This window comes from Gemmatimonadota bacterium (assembly GCA_009835325.1).
GTDB lineage: Bacteria > JAAXHH01 > JAAXHH01 > JAAXHH01 > JAAXHH01 > JAAXHH01.
Genome location: VXWP01000053.1, coordinates 1 through 26,079, shown reverse-complemented (window position 1 = coordinate 26,079; position 26,079 = coordinate 1). Strand labels below are relative to the sequence as shown.

Below are 26,079 nucleotides of genomic sequence, written 5' to 3'. Positions count from 1 at the left end.
GAACGCCATTGTCGACGGTGCTTATGGGTGTATGCCTATGAGCGACACCAATCTCTCTTCCCTGGTCGTTCGTGCCCAGACCGGCGACCGCGCGGCCTACGACGACATCGTCCTCCGGTTCCAGGACATGGCGGTGGGCTACGCCTCCGCGCTGCTGGGCGATTTCCACCTGGCCGAAGACGCCGCGCAGGAGGCCTTTGTCGGCGCCTGGACCGAACTGCCGCGCCTGCACGAACCGGCGGCATTCCCCGGATGGTTCAAGCGGATCGTCTTCATGCGCTGCAGCCGCGTATTGCGCAAGCGGCAAACCGTGGCCATTGAGCACGCCGCGGCAATCGAACACGCGGCGGCGGAATCGCTCGCGGGAAGCGATCCGGTGGAGGAACTGGAAACGCGCGACGAGAAAACCCGCGTCATGGCCGCGATCGGCCGGCTGCCCGATGAAGAGCGCATGGCGACGCTGCTCTATTACATTTCGACCTATACACACCGGGAAGTCGGCTCGTTTCTGGACCTGTCGGCGTCGACGGTCAACAACCGGCTGCGCTCGGCCCGCAAACGGCTAAGAAAGGAGATGCTGAAAATGGCTGAAAGGGAAATACCCGGACAGGCACCCTCGCGTGACGATCGCTTCGCGCAACGGATCGCAAGTCTGCTCCAGCCCGATGACCTGAAGACCGAACGCTACCAGTATGGTATTGAAGCCGTGGACGGCCACCAGGCCTGGGCGCTATTCTGCGCCAGCGGGGCCGGCGACCTGGCGCGGGTCAGCGCGATGCTGGACCGCGACCCCCGGCTGGTCAATGCCCAGTACTGGTACCAGTTTCCCATCCACATGGCGGTGCGCGAGGGCCATGCCGAGGTGGTCCAACTGCTGTTGCAGGCCGGTGCCGACCCGGGCCAGTCGCGATACACGTACAATTCGTGGGACAAGCTGCTGGACATCTCGCTGGAGCGCGGCTTCAACAGCGTACAGGCGCTGCTCGAGGCGGCGATGCGGGAACGATTCGGGTACGATCCAGCTTTCGAGGAGCTGGCGGACGCGATAAAAAGCCGTGACCAGGCGCGTGTGGAGGCGGTGCTGGCCGCCCGGGCCGACTTGATGCACGCATCAGACGCATTGGGCAACGGCCCCCTTCACTGGGCGGTGATCACGCGGCAGAACGACCTGGTGGATATCTTCGTTGCTCGGGGCGCCAGCCTGGAAGCCCGCCGCGCCGACGGCCAGACCCCATTGCTGGTCTCACTCAACGGGGACTACTGGTTCCGATCGCGCGATCTGCCGGCGGAGGCTCCGAAAGACACCTGGGTCATCACACGGCACCTTCTCGCCTGCGGCGCGGAATACGCCCTGAGCGTCGCCTGTGCGGCCGGTGATGTAGAACGGGTCGAGGCGGTACTGGTATCCGATCCGGTCCAGGCCCGCACGCTCGATGCCGGCAGACGCAGTCCGCTTGCCTATGCCGCCGGCAGGGGACACACACAGATCGTCGAAACGCTGCTGGACCTGGGTGCCGACCCCAACCTGCCGGAAGAAAACGCACCGCGCGGCGGGGCACTATTCGGCGCCTGCTCGGGCAACCACATTGAGACGGCGAGACTGCTGCTCGAACGCGGGGCCGATCCAAACGCCGAGGTGGACTCATCCGGATCTTGTTTGACTACTGTCGAGTACAATCATGGCACAGACGGCCATCGGATGCAGGCCATGTTGCACGAGTATGGCGCCGTGGCGCCACCCTTTGCCATGGTGGACGACGCGGAACTGGAACGGGCCGTGCGCGAGGGCGGAGCCGTCGTTTCGCATCCTCAGTTTCTGCATGAACTGATGGGACGGAACAACAAAGAACTCATCACCGCCTTCCTGGAGTCCACGCCGGACGTCGGCGGTCTTTTCCGCCTGACGGACATCTGGGGCGGCAACTACCCTTCGGATCCCGATACGATCCGGGCCCTGGCCAGCCACGGAGTCGACCTGTGCCGCGCCAACTGGATCGGCCGGACCTTTCTGCATGGCTGTGCGGAGAAAGGCGATGTCGAAGCCGCCCGTGTTTTCCTGGAACTTGGGGCCGATATTGACGCCATCGAGTTGGAATACGGGGGAACACCCCTGGCGGCAGCGGCGCGCAGCGGGAAGGCGGAAATGGTGCGTTATCTGCTGGACCAGGGCGCCAATCCGACCGTACCGGCCGAGTCGGTTTGGGCCCAACCGCTCTACGGTGCCGAGAAGGAAGGGCATGACGAGGTTGCGGCTTTGATCAAAAACCGCATCAATCCTGAATAGGATGGTGTTTGGGAGAGTGACGAAAACCAAAACGCCCGGTCCTGGTTTCAACGATTCCAGGACCGGGCGTTTTTCTGAATTCAGACCGTGCTTGCGCGCTACCCCTCCACGCCTACGCCCAGGCCCGCTTGACGCTTGATGTGACCCAGTTGCTCAGGTCGTTGAAGATGGTTTTTATCGTCGGCAGCAGGATGAGCGTCAGGATGCCGGAGGTGGTCAGGCCGCCCACCAGGGCCAGGCTCACCGGGCCCCACTGATTTGCGCCACGGTCTTCCACGGGTCCAAAGAACTCGGGGAAGAAGAGGGGGGCCACCATGGGCAGCAGGCCGAAGATGGTCGTCAGCGACGTCATCAGGATCGGCCGCAGCCGGTGCCGGCCGCCCAGGAGCAGGGCCTCCGTGCGGGTCATCCCCTCCCGGCGCAAATGGTTCACGTGGTCGATGAGCACAATGGCATTGTTGACCGCCAGCCCGGACAGGACGATGACACCGAGGTACGAGTTCGTGTTCAGCGTCGTCCCCGACAGGTAGAACACGATGAAGGCGCCCACCAGTCCGCAGAGCACCGACAACAGGATCGTGAAGGGCTGGATGAAGGACTCCGATATGGCCGCCATGATCAGGTAGATGAGGACCACGGACAGCATGATGGCGAAGAGGAACTCGCCCTGGGATTCCCGCATCATGTTCCAGTTCCGGCCCATGCTCCACGAATAGCCCGGCGGCAGTTCCATGTTTTCCATCATCTCCGTCACCTGGGTGTTAATGGCACGTGTGCCCGGTCCCGTCGTGTTGCCGCCCACTTCCACCTGCGATTCCCGATCCTTCCGCTCGATGGCGTCGGGTCCTTTCTGCTTGGTAAAACTGGCCAGGTTCCCCACGGGAATCATGCCGCCTTCGGCCCGCTCGAACGTCATGTTCTGGAGCTTCTGCATGCTCGCGCGGTCCGCTTCCTCGAGTTGCAGCAGGATGTCCACCTCGCGGTCGTCGGCCTTGAACTTGCCCCGCGCCCGGCTGCTCAGCGCCGCCTGCACCGTACGGGCCGCCTGTCTCGGCGAAATCCCGTACGTCTGCGCCACGGCACGGTCGACCTGTACCTGGATCTCTTCGTCGCCCCGCTCCAGGCTCGTATCCACGTCCTTGAGGCCCGGGATGACCTCCATCCGGTTCCGGATATCCTCGGCGATATTGGAAAGTACCGCCATGTTGTCGCCCTTCAGCTCGACGTCCACACCCGATTGCCCGCCGCCGTAACGCCGCATGCGGCCGGGTCTCCACTGTACGCCGGCGATTTCAGGCAGCGCGCTGGTGATCCGGGTCTGAAGCTGCGTGGCCGACTCCTGCCGTTCCTCCGGCGGGGTCAGCACGATACGGATATTGGCCCGGCGCAGGCTGCCGTAGGACGAGATGGATTCGATGTGAAAGTCCTCCTTGCGGTCCAGCAGGAGCGTCTCCACGTCCGTGAAGACGGCCTTGACGTCCTCGATGCTGTAGCTGCTCGGCAGGTCCGCGGCGATCGCGATGTCCCGCGTAGGCGCCATGGGCTGAAACTCCATCTCGATGTTCTGGTACAGCCAGTAGCTGCCGTAGAGTATCGCGGCAAAAGAGACCACCGTGACGAACCGGTGCTTGAGGTTCCAGGCCAGGACCGACGTGTACAGCCCCGACATCCTCGCGAAGAACGCCGAGGGCTTGCCCAGCGGCCTGTTGAACAACCTCGACGAAACCAGTGGAATGAGCGTCAGCGCGATGAAGACGGCCGCCACCATGACGATGCAGAAGGTGACGACGAAGTCCTTCATGAAAAGCATGAACCGGCTGCCGCCGCCCAGGAAGACCAGGGGCATGAAAACGCAGAGGGTCGTCGCCGTTGCCGCGATGATGGCCATGGTCACCTCGCGGGTGCCCACGACGGCCGCGATCCGCGCCGGCAGGTTGCCCTCCTGGCGATGGCGGTAGATGCTTTCGAGCACCACCACGGCGGCGTCCACGAGCATGCCCACCGCCAGCATCAGGCCCATGAGCGAGATCAGGTTGATGGAAACCGTGGACCCGGCGCCCTGGCGCAGCAGGTACATGAAGGTGAAGGTGCAGATGATCGAAATGGGGATGGCCAGGCTGATGATCAAGGTGCTCCGCACGTTCCGCAGGAAGAGGAACAGCACGATGACGGCCAGCATGCCGCCCAGCAGTCCCGTGTTCCGCAGGTCCGAAAGCCGGTCCCGGATGCTCTGCGACTGGTCGAAGAAGACCCGCGTTTCCAGGTCCGCGAACTGGGGCTGTGTCTGGAGTTCATCCAGCACGAGCTGGGTGCGCTGCGCCACGTCCACGATGTTGGCAGTGGACGTCTTGTACACCCGGATCGTGACCGCGTCGACCCCGTTCAGCCGCTGGAAACTGTTGTCTTCCGGGTAGTCGAAGGTCACCTCCGCCACGTCGCGGAGCGACAGGGTCGTGCCCGGTATGGGCAGGTTCGCCACCTCTTCGGCGGCCCGGTATTCGTTCACGGAGCGCACCGAGTACTTCTTTCCGCCCTCGGTGACGGTCCCGGCCGTCATGGTGACGTTGTTCTGCGTCAGGGTCTGGCTGAGATTGAACAGATCCAGGTTGTGGGACTGCAGCTTCTCGCTGTCCACGTGCACGAGCAGCTGCTTGTCGATCATCCCGCTGATTTCCACGTTCGCCACGCCGTCCACGCGCTGGATGCGCGGCTGGATCACCTTGGTGACGATGTTGTAGAACTCGGCGGGGTCCCCGCTCCATGCGACGCTGAAATTGTAGATGGGCATATCGTTCGGGTTCCAGCGACGGATGCGGATGCGTTCCACGTCGGCGGGCAGCTCGCCCCGGACCTGGTCGATCCGGTCCCGGACCTCCATGGCCGCCATGTTCATGTCCGTCCCGGTCTCGAACTCGATGCGGACCCGCGCATTGTCGTCACTGGAATTGGACTCCATGCTCTTCATGTTGCTGAGCGTCCCGAAGGCGTCCTCCAGCGGTCGCGTGATCAGCCGTTCCACTTCCTCGGGCGACGAGGACGGATACGGCACGCTGACGTTCAGGGACGGGAAGGACATGTCCGGCAGGAACATCAGCGGCAGTCTGGTATAGGAAATCATACCCAGGGTGACGACACTGACGATGATCATGATCGTCGTCACCGGTCGGTTCACGGAAAACTCGGCAATGCTCATGCCTCTACCACCTCCTGGGACACCGGTTGCCCGGCGGTTCTTGTAAACAGCCCGTACACGCTTGCCATAGCCGATTCTATCGTCATGTAGATGAGCGGTACCAGGACCAGCGTCACCATCGTTCCGGCAATCAGGCCGCCGATCACGGTGATGGCCATAGGCGCGCGCAACTCGGCGCCTTCACCGACGCCGATGGCCATCGGCAGCAGGCCGAGGACCGTGGTCGCCGTCGTCATCATGATGGGCCAGAGGCGCGTCTGCGCCGCCTCGACGATGGCCTCCTGCAGTTCCGTGCCCCTGCGCCGAAGCTGGTTGATATAGTCCACCAGTACGATGGCGTTGTTCACCACGATCCCGCAGAGCATGATCACCCCGATCAGTACGACGACGCTGATCGTCTGGCCCGTGAGCACCAGCGTCGCGATGACGCCGATGATCGAGAAGGGGAAAGTGAACATGATCACGAAGGGATGGAGCAGCGATTCGAACTGGGACGCCATGACCAGGTAGACGAGAAAGATCGAGAGCAGAATGGCGAATTGCAGGCTCGCGAAGGCCACCTGCATTTCCTCGTTCTGCCCCTTGATGCCCACGACGAAATCGATGGGCAACATGAAGCCGTCGATGATCCCCTGGATGTCTTCGGCCGCGTCACCGAGCGAACGGCCCGTTAGACCCGCGGACACGATGGCCACCCGCTGCTGGTTGACCCGCCGGATCTCACTCGGTCCCTGGGCGACGCGGACTTCCGCCACGGCCGCCAGCGGTACGGGCACCGTGCCTTCCGGGTTCACCACCAGCCGCCGTATGGCGTCCAGGCTGAGCCGGGTCTCGTCCTCCGCCCACACGCGGATGTCGATCTTCCGGTCGCGGCGGGTGAGTTCCGTGGCCACGTTGCCCTGGACCTTGTTCTGCACGATCTGCGTGACCGTGCCCAGGTTGAGTCCCAGGTTGGCGAGCTTCCGGCGGTCGAAGAGGATCTGCACTTCCGGATTCCCGCCCTCCATGCTGGCTTTCACGTCGGTCAAGCCGGGTACCGTGGACATCTCCGCCGCGAGTTCCTCGGAAACTTCCGTGAGCCGGGTCAGGTTGTACCCGCTGACTTCCACCTCCACCGGGTTCTTGAAGCTGAAGAGCGCGGGACGGGCGAACTCGGGCGCCTCGATGCCCGGAATGGGCGCGAAGCTGTCCCGCAGGCGGTTCATGACGCCCTCTTCCGCCGCGCCGCGAAGGCCCGGCTCCAGCCGGATGTGCAACTGCCCGATGTTCTCCCGCTCCTCGCCCGCGTTGCCGCCGGACTGGCCCATGGTTCCCGCCAGTACGTACACCGTGCTTACTTCAGGGTAGTCCCGGGCAATTTCCGACATGCGATTCAACGCGTCCTCGGTAGCGGGCAGCGGCGTGCCCACGGGCAGCTTAACGTTGACGAAGAACTCGCCCTGGCTCATCTGGGGGATCAGCTCGATGCCGATCGTGGGAACGACATAGAGGGAGCCCGCCAGCAAGGCAGTCCCGGTGAACAGGGTAAGCACGCGGTTGGCCAGTGCCCAGCGGAGGAAGGGCGGGTAGGCCCGGCGGATGATCGGAAAGATCCGGTCGAACACCCAGCCCGCGGGCCAGAGCAGGACGCGCACCAGTCCCCAGGCCGTGAATAGCACCCACCTGACGAGGTAGAATACGCCGGTTACGACGTACCCCAGTCCGCTGGAGAATACGTTCCAGACGGTCCCGATCACGGACCGGACCTTGCCCATCACCGTGGTCGGATCCTGTGCGGACGGTTCGTCCCCGCCGACCGGGAGCACTTCCCGGTCGCGATGCAGGATCGACGATATGACCGGAATCAGGGTGACGGCCACCAGGGTGGCCACGATGAGCGAGAAGGTGACGGCCAGCGCCAGGTCCCGGAACAGCTGCCCGGCGATGCCTTCCACGAAGACGATGGGCACGAACACGCACACCGTGGTCAGCGTCGCGGCCACGACGGCCTGTCCCACCTCGGACGCGCCGAGGCGCACCCGTTCCGCAACGGGCTGGTCGCCCCCTCGCCTCCGGTGCCGGTCGATGCCTTCCAGGACCACGATGGAGTTGTCCACCAGCATCCCGACCCCCAGGGCCAGGCCGCCGAGGGACATGATGTTCAGCGAGACATCGAAGGCGTAGAGGAAGAAAAAGGTGGTGACCACCGAAATGGGGATGGACACGCCGATGATGAGACTGCTCGAACTGCGCAGGAACAGGTACAGGACCAGGATGGCGAGTATGCCGCCGTACATGGCCGTCTTGAGCACCTCGTCCACCGACTGCTGGATGAAGATCGACTGGTCGAAGACGACCTCCAGGTTCACTCCGGAGGTGAGTCCCGTCACGGTTTCCCGCACCGAATCCAACCGGTCCTTGACCACGCGACCCACCTGGATGGTATTGGTCCCGGCTTCCTTGTAGATGGCGATCTCGATGCTCTCCCGGCTGTTGATGCGGGCGGAAAGCTTGCGTTCCTTGTGACTCTTCGTAACCGAGGCGACGTCGGAAAGCAGGATCGGCACGGTGTTGACCTGCCCGACGATGATGTCGCCGATCTCGTCCACGGCCTGGAACTCGTTCAGGATGCGCACCAGGTATTCCGTCTCGCCGTCCTTGATGGTGCCGCCCGCGAGATTGACGTTCTCCTGTTCGAGCCGAGTGGCCACCTGGGTGATGGGTATGCCGAGGCTCGCCAGCCTGGACTCGTCCAGCTCCACGTGGATTTCCTCTTCCAGGCCGCCGCTGATCTTGACGGCGGCGACGCCCTCGAGGGCTTCCAGCTCGCGCTTGATCTCCTCTTCCGCCATGATCCGCAGGGCGGTGAGACTCTCATTGCCGGAAAGGGCGATGCGCAGGATGGGGTCGAGGCTCGGATCGAACCGAAGCAGGATGGGTTTCTCCGCCGCCTGGGGCAGGTTGAGCAGGTCGATCTTCTCCCGCACGTTCAGGCTGGCGAAATCCATGTTGGTGCCCCACTCGAACTCCAGGATGACGTCGGACCGCTCGGGACGGGAAACGGAGCTGACGCGCACCACGCCGGTGACCACGCCCACCGCTTCCTCGATGGGCTCGGAGATGAGGTTCTCGATCTCGTTCGGCGCGGCGCCGACGTACTCGGTGCGCACCGTCAGGGTCGGGTACGTGATGTCCGGGAGCAGATTGATGGGCAGCCGCGAGAAGGCGATGGTGCCGAAGAGCAGCATCGCCGTCATCAGCATGATGATCGTCACGGGCCTGCCGATGGAGAAACCGATGATTTTCATGAATCCTCTACCGTGTTACTTTTCGTTTAATGCTCGTCGCCGATCAGATTGTGGATCATCTCAACCAGCGCCTTTCTCGCGTCATCCATGGTCGCCGACTCGCGGCGGGCGGAGACGTAGAGATTTGCATACTGCTGACAGATTTCAAGTGACGGCGTGTAGGCGCCGGCCGAATCCAGCTCGCTGCGAACGCCGTCCAGCGTCAGTTGAAACATCTCCACCGTCTCGAGGAAACCGTCCTTGAGTTCCGCCTTTCGTACTTCATCCCATGCCTTGGCCAGCACATCGCCTATATCGGCCGGTTCGCAGTTGCATAGGTCGTGCAGTTTCGCATAGGCGGTCCGAAACTGTTTTTCGACCGCTTCGCGCTGGGCCGGATCGGGGCTTTCCATGGTCAGGGACCGCTGGATCAGTTCCTCGAGTTTCTGGTCGTCCTGGGCCGCGGCCGGTAACGCAATCACCAATATGAGTGCAGTAATCAAACAACGCATAACTCACCTCCCACGAATGTGAAAGTTGATAGAGCGTACATGCTACTGCTGCCGTCCCCCTCCGCGCTGCGCACGCATCTGGCGCATCTGCTGGATAAGGAACGTACGTTGCCTTTCTTCGTCTTCCGCGAAGCTCGGATCTTCTTCCACCTGCTTGTCATAAGCCGCCTTGATGTCCGGGTTCTGGAACATCCGCTCCTTCATCTGATCGAGGTCCATGGCCATCATGCGTCCGCCGCCCGTACCTCCGGGCCGGCCGCTGTCTTGGTTCTCGCCGGCCATGCCGGGCCTGCCGGACCCGCCGGACCCGCCGGTTCCTTCTCCTGCGCTCGCCGGCCGCGCGGCGGGCGCCTGGGACGCTTCACCGGCTGAACCGCCCATGCCCGCCGGTCCACCGCCCATGCCTTCCGCGGCGGGCGGGATCTGTCCCGCGATGCGGACGGGCGCGCCGTTTCGGAGTCCCTCCTGGCCCACGGTGATGATGGAGTCGCCGTCGGACAGACCCGACAGCACCTCCACGTAATCCCCTTCCGCGATGCCGATTTCAAGGAGCCGCTTTTCGGCCGTACCGTCCTGGAACAGGAAGGCGTAGGATCCCTCGGCCTCGGCTACCAGGGCCTTCTTCTCGACCTGCAGCACGTTCTCCTGGATCGCGATCACCAGGTTCACCGTGGTAAACATTCCCGGTCTCAACGTGCCCATCCTGTCCCGGATTTCCACCGTGACCTTCACCGTACCGCTCTCGGGATCCACGATGGGACTGATCAGAGCGACCCGGCCCGTGTGGGTCTGGTCCGACCCTTCCACGTTGATGCGCACCGACTGCCCCGGCCGAACCTGTCCGATGTCCTTCTCGGGCACGTGAATGCGGGCGAGCAGCGGATCGAGGTCCGCCGTCCGGAATACCACGTCATTCGCGTTCACCAGGTTGCCGACCTCGACCAGCCGCTCCGTGACGATGCCGGAGAAAGGGCTGCGGACCGTGGCGTATTCCAGTTGAAGCTTCGCCGACTCGTACTGGGTCGCGGCGGCCTCGTACTGGAACTTGGTCTGCTCGAATTCCTGGCTGCTGAGCAGCTCCTGCTCCACCAGTTCCTGGGACCGCTTGTAGTTCGATTCCAGGCTGTTCATGTTCACTTCCCGCTCCCTGAGCGTCAATTCCAGTGCGTCGGTGTCGAGCTGGGCCAGCGGCTGCCCCTCCGTCACCCGGTCTCCTTCCTCGACCAGGATCGATTTCACGAGCCCCTGCGTGCGCGAGACCACGTCCACGTGCCGCTCCGCTTCGAGCGAGGTGTAGGTCAGCAGCGTCGCGGCGATGTTGCCGCGGCCCACGGTCTTCACCTCCACCGGTATGGAAGCGCCGGTACGCGCCATGGCGCCCATCCCGGGCCGACCGCCGCGCTGACTCTGCGCCGTGTCTTCCGCTTCCTCCTCGCCGCCGCAGGCGAGCGCGCCTGCGATCGCCAGCACAACGGGCAAGTACGCCAGTTTCCTTATCCCAAGCCGCTTGAACATGAACTGCTCCTCCGATGGTAGATCCTTCACCTCCGACGGTATCCGCTTCGGAACCGTTCCTTGATCATCGTAAAAAACGTCGTCTGCTGTTCCGGGGTAAGCACTTCCTTGTGCGCCACGATGTAGTCGAAGACGATGGCTTCCCGCTCCGCCTGGAGCGAATCCATCTGCGCTTTCACGCGGTCGATCTCCCCGCGGTCGACGTCCGGCGCCATGAGCAGATCGTACAACTGGTCCCGTTTTTCGCGGTAACCATCCCGGTAGGGCGTCAGTTGATCTCCGAGTTCGGTCCGCATCTGCCTGACCTGCTCCGCCTGGGCCTCGGTGAGGCCGAGCCGTTCGGTGATGGACATCCTTGCCTCGCGCCGGTCACCCCGGCTGCGGCGATCGTCGTCGCCCCAGCGATGGTATGCGCGCGTCGCCAGCGAAGCCAGGTTGATGACCGTCAGCAAGACCACGCCCCATATGATCAGCTTCTTCTTCATCGTCCGGTATCGTCCGCGTTTTCGACCCAGTCCAGCAGCAGGAATTCCTGCTCCACCGGCTCGGACGAGATTTCCTGCAGGTCATTGGCAAAAGAGTAAGCCACTACGCCGGTTTGCACGGGTAACGGTTCGATCCCCGCCGTATCTCCGTTGGTGCCACTGCCGAGATAGGCCCCGATCAGTATGCCCGCGACCAGCGTAACGGCCATCAGCGCCGGACGGGCAAGCCAGGCGATCCGCGTCCCCACCGTCGGTCCGGTTTCGATGATGTCTTCGCCCCGGAGTGCGGCCTCGAAACGCGTCCGCAGACGCAGGGTAGGCCCGGTCACGTTAAGCAGGTTATCCGAATACCAGGCCTGACGAAGCGCGTCGACCCGCTCGCGGAATCGCGGATGGGTACGCAGGTATTCTTCGCACCGGGCCCTTTCATCGGGCGGAAGATCTCCGTCGATATAGAGCATGATCCGGTCTTCGAAGTACCGTTGATTCATGATGTTCGCCCGCCTGTTGATGATCCTGTGGGTCCGTGGGACGGTGCGGTCGCTTCACGGACTGTCCCTGTCTGTACGCTTAGACAACCCGATCGCCCGATCCATTCGTTTTTTGTGCAACTCGATGCGGCTGGACCGGCCAACGTATTCCGGCGGAGCCGCGCGAACGAATCACAATTCCCCCAGGTGCGGACGCAGGCGCCTGGCGAGATTGGTCTTGGCCCGGTGCAGCAGGGACTCCACCGCGGAGGGCGTGCAGTCCATGGTTTCGGCGATGGACTTGTAGGACATCCTCTCGAAATGGGAGAGGATCAGGGCTGTGCGCTGCCGTTCGGGGAGTGCGTCGATGGCCTTCCCGACGATGCGCTCCCGGTCCGACTGCTGAAGGTCGTCCTCGACCCCGCCGCTCCTGTTCCCGGTCCATGTCGTCTCGTCAACGCCTTCGTTCCAGAAGTCCAGGGCCAGCCACTGCAGCCGGCGTTTTCGGCGCCGGACGTTGAGGCACTGGTTCACCGCGATACGGTAAAGCCACGTGCCCGGGTCGGCGTCGCCCCGGAACCGGTCGTAAGCCTGCATGGCCCGTACGAAGACGTCCTGTGTGATGTCCTCGGCCTCCTGCGGGTGTCCCATGAGCCGGAAGCAGGTCTGGTAGATGCGTCCGTGCCACGCGTCGAAGAGTCTTTGAAAGACCTCCTGCCGGTCATCCGGCGCATCATCCCGTCCCGGTCCGGATCGATGGTTTTCGGCCACGGTCAACGGCACCTTTCAGTCAATGCGGCGGATCGGGCATGACGCGGGCGCCGCCAACACAAACAACGGTTGCGAAATTAGGGAACCGCTATCGACAACCGCGAGCCATCTTCCCTTGCGCGCGGTCCGAACGGCCGCTATAATAAGACCGGCAGACTACACTTGCAGACTATACAATATGAATAGTACAGCGTCGAACCCGGTTCCACCCAGAATATACCGCTGACGCGCCGAATTCTTGTCTATATGTTGACGCGTCCTGACGCGGACGACCCGCCAGACCCCGGCGAAAGGCGACAGGGAGGTTGTAATGTCACCCATTTCCGACGAACAGATGGCCTTCTTCGAAGACCAGGGATACCTGATGGTGCGGGGCCTGCTGGACCAGGAATCTGTACTCGACCCCGTGATCGAGGAGTACGGAACCGTGCTCGATCAACTGGCGGAAGAGCTCTTCCTGGCCGGTAGGATCGAATCCAGGTACGAAGACCTGCCGTTCGGCGAACGCATCACGAAAGTCTGGGGTGAGAGCGGCATGGTTCACCAGCAGTATTTCGATTTCACCTTGCCCCAGGGTAATATCAAGGAAGACACACCGTTCTGGTGCGGTCCGGCGGTGTTCAACGTCCTGACCAACCCCCGGCTGCTCGACGCCGTAGAGGCCTTTATCGGCCCCGAAATCTACTCCAACCCGGTCCAGCACGTGCGCATCAAGCTGCCCGAGCACCTGACGCCGATCAACCCCAACACGGGACGCATTCAACTCGGCATCTCGCCGTGGCACCAGGACAATGGGGTCGTCACGAAGGAGGCCGACGACACCGACATGCTGACCGTCTGGTTCTCGCTGAAGGAGGCGACTGCCGAGCAGGGATGCCTGACCGTCATCCCCGAAAGCCACCGCGACGGCCTGCTCCACCACTGCCCCGATATCTGGGGCCTCGAAATCCCCGAGAAAGTGAAGGACCGGTCCGCCGCCGTTCCCCAGCCGACAAAGCCCGGCGACGTGCTCTTCCTGCACAAGCACACCTGCCACTCGTCGCTGCCCAACAAGAGCAACGAGATCCGGTGGAGCTACGACTTGCGCTACAACCCCATCGGCCAGGCGTCCGGACGAGGCGCTTTCCCGGGATTCGTGGCCCGCAGTCAGGCCAACCCGGAGCGTATCCTGACTGATCCCGTGGCCTGGAACCAGATGTGGGTGGATGCCAGGGACGCCCTCGCCGGTCTGCCCAACCCGTCCTTCAACCGGTGGAGCAAAGACCACGAGCTCTGCGCGTAGGAGCAAAGACCACGAGTTCTGCGCGCAGGAGCCGCCCGCGGCCGGTTACTCGAACCGCACGCCCGCCTTTTCGGCCGTTTCCACCAGGAACCGCCTCACCGCATCCACCTGTCCGTAATCGGTCAGGTGCTCCACGACGATGCACGTCCACTCCGGCAGAGATGCCGCGCGGCGCAACAGGCGATCGTAGTCCAGCACGCCCTGTCCGGCGGGCAGTTCCTCGAGATGCACGATGAGCGGCACGTTCCGGGCCGCCGCGTCCTTGGCGTGGACGTTCACGATTCGGCTTCCCAGGCGGTTGATGGCATCGTCCACGAACGCGCCGGAATCGAACAGGGACAGGGGATCCAGTATGTTGGCGGGATCGAAGTTGACCCCGACGCCGGGGTGGCCGACTTCCGCAACCATGGCTTCCGCCCGGGCTACCGTAGACAGGATCGTCATCAGCGACATCTCCGGCGCGATGATAACGCCGTGGTCCGCGGCGAGTGACGCGACCTCCTTTAACGCCGCGACGAGGCGTGCCAGCGCTTCTTCGCCGTGGTTCTCCGGGTGGGGATACCAGGCGTTCGCCGGGTGCATGCCGCCGGCCTCCGTGAGCAGCACCCGGCAGCCGAGAGCCGCGGCCAGGGACACGCGCTCGCGCAGGACCTCGAGATGGGTCGCGGATTCATCGGGATCCGGACGCACGAGCGGCGTGCCCACGCTCCAGACCTGTCCGATGGAGACGCCTTCCCCCTCGAGGATCGTGCGGACTGCGCGGCAGGCGTTCCCATCGACCGGCACGTCCGGTTCCAGGTCCACGCCGATGACGTCGAAACCCAGCTCCCCGACCCAGCTTGCGGTCCCCTTCGTGATCCGGTCGAGCGGCGGGACGAAACTATCCAGGCAAAGTCTCATGAGGGATGGTAAATGAAGAGTTAACTCTTGTTGTTTATATCAGTTACGTGAACGACCGGGCACGGGTACGCGAAGGAATTGACACTTTTGCGTGTAATTTCATACTATATGTATATTGAACGTAAGCAACTATATCAAGGTGCCGGTTGCGATTCCGCAGGAAGGCGCACTCAGGGAAAGGCTTACCATTGAGCAGCAAGGACTTCTTCGATCGCGTCGCCCAGGACTGGGACGAAATGCGCGAAGGGTATTACTCCGACGACGTCCGGGTTAGCGCTCTTGCGGCCGCCTCGGTCGAACCGGGCAAAGTCGCCGCCGACATCGGCGCCGGCACGGGTTTTATCTCGCAGGGCCTGATCGAGGAAGGGCTGCGGGTGATCGCCGTCGACCAGTCCGAAGTCATCCTGGACGAAATGAAGACGAAATTCGCCGGGTACCCGGCGATCGACTATCGCGTCGGAAACGCCGAGGACCTGCCCATTTCCGGTGAAGCGGTCGACTACGCCTTCGCCAACATGTGTCTCCATCACGTTGAATCCCCGCCGGACGCCGTCCGGGAAATGGCAAGAATCCTGAAACCGGGCGGAAAACTGGTGATCACGGACGCGGACGAGCACGAGTTCGAGTTTCTGCGCGAAGAGCACCACGACCGCTGGCTGGGGTTCAAGCGAACCGATCTCAGGACCTGGTTCGAGGCGGCGGGGCTGCGGGACGTCCGCGTGGGCGACGCCGGCACCTGCTGCGAAGTGCAGTCGACCTGCCGTGAAGATTTCGCCCGCATCGGGATCTTCGTGGCCTCGGGGCAGAAACCCACGGCGTAACCGTCGCCGCACGGCGTAACCGTCGCCACACATTGTCAGACGTTTGACCGGATCGTTGTTTATGCATCCTGACACCGAACACATTCCCGTCGCCATCTGTCCCGACCACAAGGCGCTTTCGCGGACCGTCGCCAGGGAGATCGTCGATTACGCGCAGGCGCGCGCCGAGGCGGGGAAGACGGCCGTGCTGGGTCTCTGTACGGGTTCCACGCCCATCGACGTGTACGGGGAACTGATCGCGCTGCACCGCGGCGGCGTCAGTTTCGAGAACATCGTCACCTTCAACCTCGACGAGTACTACCCCATGTCGCGGCAGTCGGCCCAGAGCTATCACCGCTACATGCACGAGTATCTCTTCGACCACGTCGACATACCCTCGGACCAGGTCCACATCCCCCTGGGCGACCTGGCCCCGGAGGAAATCGAGGATCACTGCGCCTGGTTCGAGGAACGGATCCGGTCCGTGGGCGGCATCGGCATCCAGCTCCTGGGCATCGGGCGCACTGGCCACATCGGATTCAACGAGCCAGGCTCCCTGCCGAACACCCGCACCCGGCTGATCCGGCTGGACGAGAGCACGCGCAAGGACGCCGCCTCCGATTTCTTCGGCGAGGACAACGTGCCCATCGAGGCGGTGACCATGGGCGTTGGAACCATTCTCGACGCGGAACGCATCATCCTCATGGCCACGGGCGAACACAAGGCGCCCATCGTCCGCCAGGCGGTGGAGGGCGAGGTCAGCCCCCTCGTGGCGGCCAGCTACCTCCAGAACCACCCGAACGCGACGGTCTTCATCGATCCGCCCGCGTCCACCGAACTGACCCGGGTCAAGCGTCCCTGGCTGAACAACCACGCGGTGGATTGGACCGACCAGCTTTCGCAACGGGCCGTACTCTGGCTGTGCGAGCAGGTGGAGAAACCGGTCTTGCACCTGCAGCGGAGGGACTACAACGCCTGTGACCTCTACTCCCTGGTCGATACCGTCCCTTCGGTCGACGAGCTCAACCGGAAGACCTTCGACGCGGTCCGCGCCAAGATCTACGGCCGCGAGGACTTCTTCTCCAACAAGCGGTGCATCTGCTTCTCGCCCCACCCGGACGACGACGTCATCTCCATGGGCGGCACGCTGTACCGCCTGTCCGGCGCCGGGAACGACATCACCATCGCCTACATGACCAGCGGAAACATCGCCGTCTTCGACGAGGACGTGAAGCGGCTCATCGATTTCATCGGCCTGACCTTCCGGGACCTGGGATGCGCCCACGCGAAGTTCGACGGCATCGTGGATAAGGTACGGTCCTTCATCGAGACGAAACAGGCCGGCCAGGTGGACATCCCCGAAGTCCAGGTCATCAAGACCAACATCCGCCGGTCCGAAGCCATCGCGGCGGCTTCGACGCTCGACATCCCGCCGGAAAAAACACGGTTCCTGGACCTGCCCTTCTACAAGACCGGCCAGGTAAAGAAGCTTCCCATCGGCGAAGAAGACGTGGGGATCGTCCTCGATCTGCTCAACGACATCCGTCCCGAAGTCGTCTTCGTCGCCGGAGACCTGTCCGATCCCCACGGCACCCATCGCATGTGCAAGGAGGTCATCGACCAGGCCCTCGCCGTCTACGACCGGACGGACCCGGACGTGTGGCTCTACCGCGGCGCCTGGCAGGAGTGGGAAGTGGACGAGGCGGACGTTTTCATCCCCCTGTCCTATGAAGACCTCCAGCGCAAGATCCAGGCCATCTTCCGGCACGAATCCCAGAAGGACACCGCCATGTTCCCCGGAGCGTACGACGACCGGGAATTCTGGGAGCGGGTGCAGGACCGCAACACCCACACGGCCCGGCGTCTCGACAAGCTGGGCTTCCCCCAGTACTACGCCATGGAAGCCTTCGTCCTCGAGCGCGGCGGGGGTTGACAAACACAGCGGCACGAGCGAGTTGTACTCCGTGCGTCTCACCGGCCGCGGTCTCCCGCCGGATCACTTGAAAAGCAGTTGCTCTCCCGAACTTCATTCCATTATATTGGCCTGCTTGCTTGACGGAGCCGGACCGGAGTCGAAGGCGGCTACCGACCCGGCGCGGCGTCCTATGGAAGGCGTCATAAGGAAATAGATTCATCGACCGGGATTCCCGGACCAGCGGAGGCACATGTGCGTATTGCGGTATTCGGTACAGGAGGCGTAGGCGGTTATTACGGCGGACGGCTTGCCGAGGCGGGGGAAGAAGTCGTTTTCATCGCGCGCGGCGAGCACCTGGAAGCCCTCCAGCGGGACGGTCTCCGCGTGGAAAGCACCAAGGGCGACTTTACGCTGCCCTCCATCGAGGCCATCGGAGATTCCAGGCAGGCCGGCGACGTGGACGTCGTCATGCTCTGCGTCAAGTGCTGGCAGGTGCCCGACGCCCTCGACGGTCTCCGGCCCCTGCTCGGACCGAATACCTGCATCCTGCCCATGGAAAACGGGGTGGAGACCCCGGAGCAACTCGCAAAGGAATTCGGCTGGCGTCACGTGCTCGGCGGCGTATGCGGGATCGTCTCGTTCATCGCCGAACCGGGACTCATCCGGCACGTCGCCTACGAACCCTTCGTCAATTTCGGCGAATGGGACAACCGGCCCAGCGAACGGGTCGACCGGCTGCGCCGGGCCTTCGAAGGCACGAGGGGACTCATCGTCGACACGCCGGCGGATATTCAGGCCGCCATGTGGCGCAAGTACATTCTCATCGCCTCGTGGAGCGGAATCGGCGGCGTGACCCGCGCGCCGATCGGCGTCGTCCGCAGCCAGTCCGGGACGCGGCAGCTCCTCGAGACGGCCATGGAGGAAATCCACCAGGTGGCCACCGCCCTGGGGGTCAACCTCCCGGAAGACATCGTGGCCCAGACCCTGGCCATCCTGGACAGCGTGGAATACGGCGGTACCGCCTCCATGCAGCGGGACATCATGGAAGAACGGTTCTCGGAACTGGAGGCTCAGACCGGCGCGCTGGTCCGCATGGGAAGGGACGCGGGCGTGCCCACGCCGGTCAACGAATTCATCTACCATGCGCTTCGGCCGATGGAACTGCGCACCCGCGAGCAGGTGTCCTTCGAGGCGCCCTGAGCCGCGGCGGCAGCCATGCAGGCGCCAGGTGATGTCCATCCAGTCGCCCGGCGAACGGACCAGTCTTTCGGAGTATGCTGCATGATATCCTTTCTCGAACGCATCGACGACGACCGCCCCCTCCTCTACGACGGCGGTTTCGGCACCGAACTCTTCGCCCACGGCATCGAACTGGCCAACAGCGCGCTGGCCAACGAACTGTACCCCGATATTGTCAGCAGTATCCATTCCGATTATATTGAAGCGGGCGCCGAGGTTGTCGGCACCAACACATTCGTGGCTTCGTATCCTCACCTCGAAATGGCCGGGAAGGACGCGGCGGAATCCGATGGACTGATCCGGCTGGCCGTGGAACACGCCCGGACCGCCATCGAACGCAGTGGTAAGGACGTGTACCTCGCCGGATCCATCGGTCCCCTCCCGGGCGCCATCGAGGCCGACAGCGGCGATACGGAGTTCGGCATCGCGAACAGCATCGCACGGGACGCCCACGAGCGCGTGGGAACGCTCCTGGCCGAGGGCGGCGTCGATTTCTTCTGCGTCGAGACCATGTTCTCCGCCAACGAGGCGGCCCTGGCCATAGACGAATTGCGGAAGTTCGGCCTGCCCATCGCCGTGAACCTGACGTACAAGTACACGAAGGACCGATCCACGGGCGAGGTGATTTACAAGACGGACTGGGGTCATTCGGCGGCGGATCTGCTGGAGATCCTCGCGGGCGGTGCGCAGTCCGACGGGCACGACCTGCTCGGGCACGTTCAGATCGTTGGCCTGAACTGTGGCGCGGAGTCCCGGCGGGACGAGCACACGGGAATGCCCCACGCCATAAACGGCATCGGCCAGTTGAAGCATGCCATGGAAGCCAGGAAGGAACCGGCGAAACGGATGATGGCCTACCCCAACGCGGGGAAGGCCCGCCTGGATGAGCAGCACAGGACTTACTACGCCAACACGCCGGAGGAAATGGCCGCCTTCGTGCCGGACCTCCTGCAGGCCGGCGCATACTTCATCGGCGGATGCTGCGGCACGGGGGTCGCCCACATCCGGGCCTTCCGCGAGGCGATGGACCGGGCGGTATAGACACGGTTCGAGGGCCCTGGTTGAAGGGTTACGTGGCTCGGATGGTACCTCCGACGTACAACACGGGCGCGACCAGAGTACAGGATCGGTCACCATGGCGGTGTACCAGGTACTATACTGGCGGGACATCCCGGCGCAGGTGCGCGTCTATGGAGGCCGTAGTGGAAGCCGCCGGCCTCTCTCGCGCCAGATGCCCGACTGGTTCCAGCAGGAAATCGACCGGGTGGCCATGCGGGACGGGCTGACCGGCACCGACGCCTACCTGGACGAGTGGCACTGGTCCGATAAGCAGGAATGGCCGGGCGAAGAAAAAGAGGCCGAAGCGGTGGCCGAAGCTGTTCTGAAGCAGTTGGAAGACGGATACGACAGGGGATAGGCCCGACCGCGCGGTGAAGAGATGGGCCACGGCAGACGATCCGGCGAAAGGCCAACCGGGGCGGATCGTGCCGGCCGCGAACAGCCACGAACGAGGTAGGGATTTGGGTCAGACCGTCGACATAGGCAGGCGCATCGAACTGGTACCCCTCGATGCCCATTTCGGAGACATTTCGATCGGCCTGTACCGCCAGCAGGATGACTCGGGACCGGTCTACCAGGTATTCACCTACAGCCGGCGGGAAGGCGTCGAGGATCGGATCGCCTTCGTGGTGAAGGCCATGGAAGTCCTCGGAGGCATGGAACCAGCCGACGGCGGGCGTCTGAGGTTTCACTGCGGCTATGCACACCAGCTTGCGGTAAAGCGGGTTTTCCTCGAAGCCTGCAAACTTGATTCGGCCGACCCCGTCGAACCACGGCCGCTGCAGATCCTGGACAAGAAGTCGGGCTTGCAGATCCAGGTCCTGAGCGAGGGCGACGGCGTCTACCGCGTTACGGCCCACGGCGAGGGCAAGGACCGCGAGCGCCGTATCTCCTTTATCGCGGGCGGCCTGATGAAGCTGGCCGAGATGGACGAGGTAACCGGCACCCTGGACCAGGTAGCTTTCCCCTGTGGCCAGGAACACGACGCGCTGGTGGGGCTGTTGCTGGTCCGCGCACCCAACGTCCGCGCTGTCCTGCGCGAACAGGAGGCGGTCGCGAGCCGGGGCGTCCTGGCCGCGCCCAGTCAGCAGGACGGTTAAAGGAGACTGTTATGAGCGATAACACCATCAAGCAGATGAAGGGCCGGGACCGGGTACTCGCCGCCCTGAAGGGAGAGCCCGTGGACCGCACGCCCGTGTGCAATCCGACGTCCGTCGCCACGGTGGAACTGATGGATCTCGTCGACGCGCCTTTTCCGGACGCCAACCGGGACCCGGAGCTCATGGCCCGTCTCGCGGCCACGAGCTACACGGAACTCGGATTCGACACCATCATGCCGGTCTTTACCATCATCCAGGAGTCCTCCGCGCTGGGTTGCAAGATCCAGTGGGAGCAAAAGGACAACTGGCCGACCGTCCAGATGCGCGAACCCATCTGGACCGATGTGGACGATATCAAGCTCCCTTCGGATTTCCTGACGCACCGGGACACGAAGTGCGTCCTCGACGCCATCAGCAAGCTCAAGAAGGAATACGGCGACGAGGTGGCGGTCATCGGCAAGACCATGGGCCCCTGGTCCCTGGGCTACCACTGCTTCGGCGTGGAACCCTTCCTGCTCATGTCCCTCGACGACCCCGGCAGGACCCATCTCGCCCTGGACCGCATGAAGGAAGCCACGGTGGAGTTCGGCATCGCGCAGATCGAGGCCGGGGCGGACGCCCTGACCCTGCCCGACCACGCCACGGGCGACCTGGTGAGCAGTGACTACTACCGGCGGTTCCTGCGGGACCTGCACATCGAGATGGCCGAACGGATTCCCATCCCGCTGATCATGCATATCTGCGGGCGCACCGTGGACCGCATGGGCTACATCGCCGAGACAGGCTTCGCGGCCTTTCATTTCGATTCGAAGAACAAGCCTCAGGAATCCATGGAGGCCGTCGACGGCAAGATCTCCCTCGTGGGCAACATCAACAATCCCGAGACGCTTTTTGCACGGGGTCCCGAAGAAGTGGGCCAGGAAGTCTGCCAGAACCTGGAACACGGCATTCATATGGTGGGACCGGAGTGCGCGGTTCCCCTGCAGGCGTCCGTCGAGAACCTGAAGGCAATCCCGCAGGCGGTGAAGGACTGGCACAAGACTCACGCGGCATGAAACCGGGAGGACCGGACAGGAGCGCATGGCAGCACTAAACGATATCGCCAACGACTTTCTGAAGGACGAAATAGAAGAGTTCATCGAACGACCCCACGAGCGGACGCGGATCATCGACGCTTTCGCCCGGGCGACGCCCGCCATGCAGGAGATCTCCGCGGCCCTCATAGACGGGGACAACGGGACGGTCGACACGCTGACCCGGGCGGCCCTGGACGACGGGGTCGAGGCGCTGGAGGTGATGGACGACGGCCTGATCGCCGGCATGAGCGTCGTGGGCATCAAGTTCCGGGAGAACTTCATCTTCGTCCCTGAAGTCCTCGCCTGCGCCCGGGCCATGAAGGCCGGGATGGCCCACATCGAGCCCATCCTTTCCGCCTCGGGCATCGAGCCCGTCGGCACCGTCATCATGGGCACGGTCAAGGGCGACCTCCACGACATCGGCAAGAACCTGTGCATCATGATGCTGCGCGGCGCCGGGTTCGTGGTCCACGACCTGGGGGTGGACACCTCCGAGGACGAATTCATGGATGCGGTGGAGGAACACGAAGCGCCCCTGCTGGGCATGTCGGCCCTGCTCACCACGACCATGCCCAACATGGGCAAGACCATCGACGCCTTCATCGACAACGACATGCGGGAGGACGTCAAGATCATGGTGGGCGGCGCGTCGGTCACCCAGGAGTTCGCCGACGACATGGGTGCCGACGGCACCGCCGAGGACGCGGTGGGCTGCGTGGAACTGGCCCAGCGTCTCCTCGTAGAGCTCAAGCAGGAACAGGAAGCCTGACCAGCCGGTCCGGCGGTCTCCCCTACATTCTCCCATGAAAAAGATCGACAAGGCGGCGTACCAGGAGCGGCTGGACCGCATCACGGCTATCTTCAAGGACATGATGGCCCACGCGACCGAGCAGGCCACCTACCGCTGCCCCTACAAGAACCGTTTCGACGAATGCACCGCCCGGTTCGGGTGCCGCAACCAGCGCAAGCCCCGGGAAGCCGGTGGACTGCTCGTATGCGGCGGCGACGACAAGCTCGACTACCACAGCGCCTGGGAGACGGAGGAAGCGCCCTTGGATATATCCGCGGACCCGGCCGGCGGATCGGAACCGGCCGGCGGATCGGAACCGGCCGGCGGATCGGATCCAGCCAGCGGACCGGTGACCGGCGGATCGGTGACCGACGGCACGACGACCCGGCCCGCGGTTATCGGCAAGTCCATCTTCGACTACGCCGACGACCTCGCCGTGCAGGTACCCACGTCCTGCTTCCGCAACGGCATCTGCCACGAGTGCATCGTGGAAATCCAGCAGGGGATGGAAGGGCTTGCGCCCCGGACGAAGCCGGAGTCCTTCCTGCGGGAGAACTACCGCCTCGCCTGCCAGGCGCGCGTCATCGACCCGAACGTGAACGTCGCCTTCGCACCCCTGCGGCGCACGCCCAAGATCCTGACCGTTACCGAAGAAAAGGAGACGGCGCTCGACCCCGTGGTCACCCGGCGGGGCGATGACATCTTCTACGACGGCGAGCAGGTCGACCAGTTCCGCGGACACGTCTACGGGCTCGCGATCGACCTGGGCACGACCACGGTGGTCATGGACTTCGTGGACCTCGAGACCGGCAAGAGCGTCCACGTCTGCTCCTTCGAGAATCCCCAGCGCTTCGGCGGCAGCGACGTGATGCACCGGATCTCCTACGACGGCGCCTTCGAGGACGAACTCTGGAACGCCATCATCAACGCCGTCAACCACGAGATCATGGACTGGTGCGAGCGCACGGGCACGGCACGGCAGGAGATCTACGAGATCGTCGTGGCGGGCAACGCCACCATGCGGGATCTCTTCTTCCGGCTCGACGTGCAGAGCATCGGCCAGAAACCCTACAAGTCACAGATCGAGAACGAGTATCTCGCGGGCGAGCGGGAGACCACGGCGCTGACCATCGGCACGCGCCGCCTGGGGCTCCGGGCCAATCCGAAAGCCCGGGTCTACGGTATGCCCCTTATCGCCAGCCACGTGGGCGGCGACGTGGCGGCCGACCTGGCGACCGTCGAACTGGCCGCGCAACCGGGTGTATCCATGTTGGTGGACGTAGGCACCAACACCGAGGTGGTCGTGGCGGGCAACGGGCGCATGATCACGGCTTCGTGTCCCGCCGGACCGGCCTTCGAGGGCGGCGGCATCCAGTACGGCATGCCGGGCTACGAGGGCGCCATCGAATCGCTGAAATGGGAAGATGAGCGGTTTGCCTGGAGCACCATCGGCGATACCGCGCCCCAGGGCATCTGCGGCTCCGGACTGATCGACCTCCTCGCCGAACTGCGCCGCCACGGCATGATGAGTCCGAAGGGCGTGTTTTCCGACCGGAAGCAGTTCGAAGTGGACGTAGTGGCCGAGTCAGGTATCACCCTGTCCCGGCAGGACGCCAGCAACCTGGCCCAGGCCAAGGCCGCCAACTACTGCGGGCAGTACATCGTGCTGCGCACGTTCGGCGTCGCGCCCGGCGACGTGGACCGCCTCTTCCTCGCCGGGGGATTCGCCAACTACGTGGACGTGCGCAATGCCATCGACATCGGGTTCCTCGCCCCCGTGCCCGAGGACCGCATCGTCAAGGTCGGCAACGCCGCCGTCCAGGGCGCCCGAGAGGTCCTCCTGTCCCGCTCCCGCCGCGCGGAACTGGAAGCGCTGGTCAAGGACATCGAACACGTCGAGCTCGAAACCACCCCCGACTTCTTCGAGATCTTCGTCGAGGCCTGCCAGTTCAAGCCCATGCCCGGGGTGCTGGTGTAGGGAGTTCCGAAGAAGGCTTCTGGTATTCGGAATCCTACCCACAAATCCAACTTCATGTTCCGTCTCCGCCCCGCCCTTCCCTCCACCGATGAACCCGGCATCGCTTCCGTCGTCAATGCCTTCGAACAGAATCCCATATCCGTAGAGACCGTGCACGAGTGGTTGACCCACGATGCGCCGGGCAGAATCAGTTATCGCCAGGTAGCCGTAAACGGGGACGATGTCGTGGTGGGTTACGTGGTGTCGGTCCACGAAACCTGGGATCCGGAAGGACAGTTCTATGCCTGGGCAGGGGTGGCGCCGGCGTGGCGCGGACAGGGGATCGGCACGGCATTGTATGCGGAAATGCAGGCGTTTCTGCAGCACCACAACGCCGGCACGGTGACCAGCGAGGTCCGGGACGACTGCCCCGTCTCGCAGGCCTTCGCAAGGCGGCGGGGATTCGAGCGCGATCGGCATCTGTTTCAGTCGAGCCTGGACCTGGAACACTTCGACGAATCCCCTTATGCGCCGATACTCGAGGACAAAGCGGCTTCGGGTATTCGGATATACTCCCTTGCGGATTTCGGAGATACGCCGGAGGCACGGAGGAAACTCTACGAAGTCAATGCGATTACCGACCGGGACGTGCCGGGTTGGACCGGTCATGGGCTGTCCTTCGCGGAATTCAACGAGTGGGTCTACGAGTCGGGCTGGTACAGTCCGGACGGCCAGTTACTCGCGGCCGACGGCGATCGTTGGGTCGGGATCTGCGCCGTCCGGCTTTACCCGGAGGCGCACCAGGCTTTCAACGTGCATACCGGGGTTATCCGGTCATACCGCAGGCGACGTATCGCCCTGGCGTTGAAGCTCGCCGCGATACGCTATGCTCGCAGCCAGGGCGCACGATCACTCAGCACGCACAACGATTCGACGAATAGTCCCATGCTGGTGCTCAACCGCAAGCTGGGGTACGTCCCCGAACCGGGACGGTATACGCTAAGGAAGACGATGGCGTGATCCTCCCGGATTGACACAATCAGTCAACGATTCACTGTAACCCAAACGACCTCGAGCCGGACATCCACGCCTTCCTCCTGTGCGCATGGTTGCACGATCTCACCGCCGTCCTTCTCTGTTTCGATCACATAGTCCCTGAGTGCTTCTTCCGCGTTCATCAAGGCCTCGTCGATGGTGTCTCCCATGGCAACGATACCTGGAAGATCGGGGAAAGACACACCATACGCACCTTTTTCGCCATCGATCAAAGCAGGATATCGGACCGAGTTAAATCTGCGCATATCCATTCCTCCCGTAGTCTGTTTCTGCCCATTTGCCTTCGTTGCGACTGACTTTGTTTTCTAATCAGTCGAGACTCCAGCAAATCCCTCGACTAATCAATTAACGAACCAGGGTAGATACGCCCTTCGGCGGTGTGACTAAACGAGGCATCTACAACATTTAT

21 protein-coding genes are annotated in these 26,079 nt (G+C 63.4%); 12 read left to right on the top strand and 9 right to left on the bottom strand.

Annotation, left to right across the window (positions count from 1 at the left end):
* The first annotated feature begins 31 nt into the window (after positions 1–31).
* The gene (locus F4Z81_06755; protein ID MXW04753.1) at positions 32–2,284 is read left to right on the top strand and encodes a sigma-70 family RNA polymerase sigma factor; all 2,253 of its coding nucleotides are present in this window, start codon (positions 32–34) and stop codon (positions 2,282–2,284) included.
* A gap of 112 nt (positions 2,285–2,396) precedes the next feature.
* Here the strand turns inward: F4Z81_06755 and F4Z81_06750 are convergent, their stop codons facing one another.
* From F4Z81_06750 to F4Z81_06720, 7 genes are all read right to left on the bottom strand, one after another.
* The gene (locus tag F4Z81_06750; protein ID MXW04752.1) at positions 2,397–5,477 is read right to left on the bottom strand and encodes an efflux RND transporter permease subunit; all 3,081 of its coding nucleotides are present in this window, start codon (positions 5,475–5,477) and stop codon (positions 2,397–2,399) included.
* Positions 5,474–8,764 (bottom strand): efflux RND transporter permease subunit, encoded by a 3,291-nt coding sequence (locus F4Z81_06745; GenBank protein ID MXW04751.1) that lies wholly within the window; start codon positions 8,762–8,764, stop codon positions 5,474–5,476. Before F4Z81_06745 ends, F4Z81_06750 begins: the two co-directional genes overlap by 4 nt.
* 26 nt (positions 8,765–8,790) lie before the next feature.
* Positions 8,791–9,225 (bottom strand): hypothetical protein, encoded by a 435-nt coding sequence (locus F4Z81_06740; GenBank protein ID MXW04750.1) that lies wholly within the window; start codon positions 9,223–9,225, stop codon positions 8,791–8,793.
* A 72-nt stretch (positions 9,226–9,297) separates the two neighbouring features.
* A complete protein-coding gene (locus F4Z81_06735) occupies positions 9,298–10,770 on the bottom strand; it encodes an efflux RND transporter periplasmic adaptor subunit (protein ID MXW04749.1) in 1,473 nt (490 codons plus the stop codon).
* A gap of 26 nt (positions 10,771–10,796) precedes the next feature.
* The gene (locus tag F4Z81_06730) at positions 10,797–11,255 is read right to left on the bottom strand and encodes a periplasmic heavy metal sensor (protein ID MXW04748.1); all 459 of its coding nucleotides are present in this window, start codon (positions 11,253–11,255) and stop codon (positions 10,797–10,799) included.
* Positions 11,252–11,746, bottom strand: a complete 495-nt coding sequence (locus tag F4Z81_06725; protein ID MXW04747.1) for a hypothetical protein — start codon at positions 11,744–11,746, stop codon at positions 11,252–11,254. Before F4Z81_06725 ends, F4Z81_06730 begins: the two co-directional genes overlap by 4 nt.
* A 171-nt stretch (positions 11,747–11,917) precedes the next feature.
* The gene (locus tag F4Z81_06720; protein MXW04746.1) at positions 11,918–12,508 is read right to left on the bottom strand and encodes an RNA polymerase sigma factor; all 591 of its coding nucleotides are present in this window, start codon (positions 12,506–12,508) and stop codon (positions 11,918–11,920) included.
* 298 nt (positions 12,509–12,806) lie between these two features.
* On the opposite strand from F4Z81_06720, the gene F4Z81_06715 reads away from it, so the two are divergent.
* A complete protein-coding gene (locus F4Z81_06715; GenBank protein ID MXW04745.1) occupies positions 12,807–13,778 on the top strand; it encodes a phytanoyl-CoA dioxygenase family protein in 972 nt (323 codons plus the stop codon).
* A 45-nt stretch (positions 13,779–13,823) separates the two neighbouring features.
* Here F4Z81_06715 and F4Z81_06710 read toward each other — a convergent pair whose 3' ends face one another.
* On the bottom strand, positions 13,824–14,678 hold the full coding sequence (locus tag F4Z81_06710) for a sugar phosphate isomerase/epimerase (GenBank protein ID MXW04744.1): 855 nt from the start codon (positions 14,676–14,678) through the stop codon (positions 13,824–13,826).
* A gap of 188 nt (positions 14,679–14,866) precedes the next feature.
* On the opposite strand from F4Z81_06710, the gene F4Z81_06705 reads away from it, so the two are divergent.
* The 10 genes from F4Z81_06705 to F4Z81_06660 all read left to right on the top strand — a co-directional run bounded on the left by F4Z81_06705 (position 14,867) and on the right by F4Z81_06660 (position 25,634).
* Positions 14,867–15,499 (top strand): methyltransferase domain-containing protein, encoded by a 633-nt coding sequence (locus F4Z81_06705; GenBank protein MXW04743.1) that lies wholly within the window; start codon positions 14,867–14,869, stop codon positions 15,497–15,499.
* 61 nt (positions 15,500–15,560) lie between these two features.
* On the top strand, positions 15,561–17,411 hold the full coding sequence (gene nagB / locus F4Z81_06700) for a glucosamine-6-phosphate deaminase (protein MXW04742.1): 1,851 nt from the start codon (positions 15,561–15,563) through the stop codon (positions 17,409–17,411).
* A gap of 234 nt (positions 17,412–17,645) precedes the next feature.
* Positions 17,646–18,593, top strand: coding sequence for a 2-dehydropantoate 2-reductase (locus F4Z81_06695; protein ID MXW04741.1), 948 nt, complete (start codon positions 17,646–17,648; stop codon positions 18,591–18,593).
* 15 nt (positions 18,594–18,608) lie between these two features.
* Positions 18,609–19,673, top strand: a complete 1,065-nt coding sequence (locus tag F4Z81_06690; GenBank protein ID MXW04740.1) for a homocysteine S-methyltransferase family protein — start codon at positions 18,609–18,611, stop codon at positions 19,671–19,673.
* A 94-nt stretch (positions 19,674–19,767) separates the two neighbouring features.
* Positions 19,768–20,049 (top strand): hypothetical protein, encoded by a 282-nt coding sequence (locus F4Z81_06685; protein MXW04739.1) that lies wholly within the window; start codon positions 19,768–19,770, stop codon positions 20,047–20,049.
* Positions 20,050–20,152: 103 nt separating this feature from the next.
* Positions 20,153–20,791 (top strand): hypothetical protein, encoded by a 639-nt coding sequence (locus F4Z81_06680; protein MXW04738.1) that lies wholly within the window; start codon positions 20,153–20,155, stop codon positions 20,789–20,791.
* 35 nt (positions 20,792–20,826) lie between these two features.
* Entirely contained in the window at positions 20,827–21,846 is a 1,020-nt protein-coding gene (locus tag F4Z81_06675) for an MtaA/CmuA family methyltransferase (protein ID MXW04737.1), read from the top strand.
* Between the two features lie 142 nt (positions 21,847–21,988).
* Entirely contained in the window at positions 21,989–22,636 is a 648-nt protein-coding gene (locus tag F4Z81_06670) for a cobalamin-binding protein (GenBank protein ID MXW04736.1), read from the top strand.
* A gap of 34 nt (positions 22,637–22,670) precedes the next feature.
* Positions 22,671–24,635, top strand: coding sequence for a DUF4445 domain-containing protein (locus F4Z81_06665; protein ID MXW04735.1), 1,965 nt, complete (start codon positions 22,671–22,673; stop codon positions 24,633–24,635).
* Positions 24,636–24,689: 54 nt separating this feature from the next.
* Positions 24,690–25,634: a GNAT family N-acetyltransferase gene (locus F4Z81_06660; protein MXW04734.1), complete on the top strand. Its 945-nt coding sequence runs from the start codon at positions 24,690–24,692 to the stop codon at positions 25,632–25,634.
* 23 nt (positions 25,635–25,657) lie between these two features.
* Here the strand turns inward: F4Z81_06660 and F4Z81_06655 are convergent, their stop codons facing one another.
* Complete coding sequence (locus F4Z81_06655) at positions 25,658–25,921, bottom strand: hypothetical protein (GenBank protein ID MXW04733.1); 264 nt, start codon at positions 25,919–25,921, stop codon at positions 25,658–25,660.
* Positions 25,922–26,079: the final 158 nt, after the last annotated feature.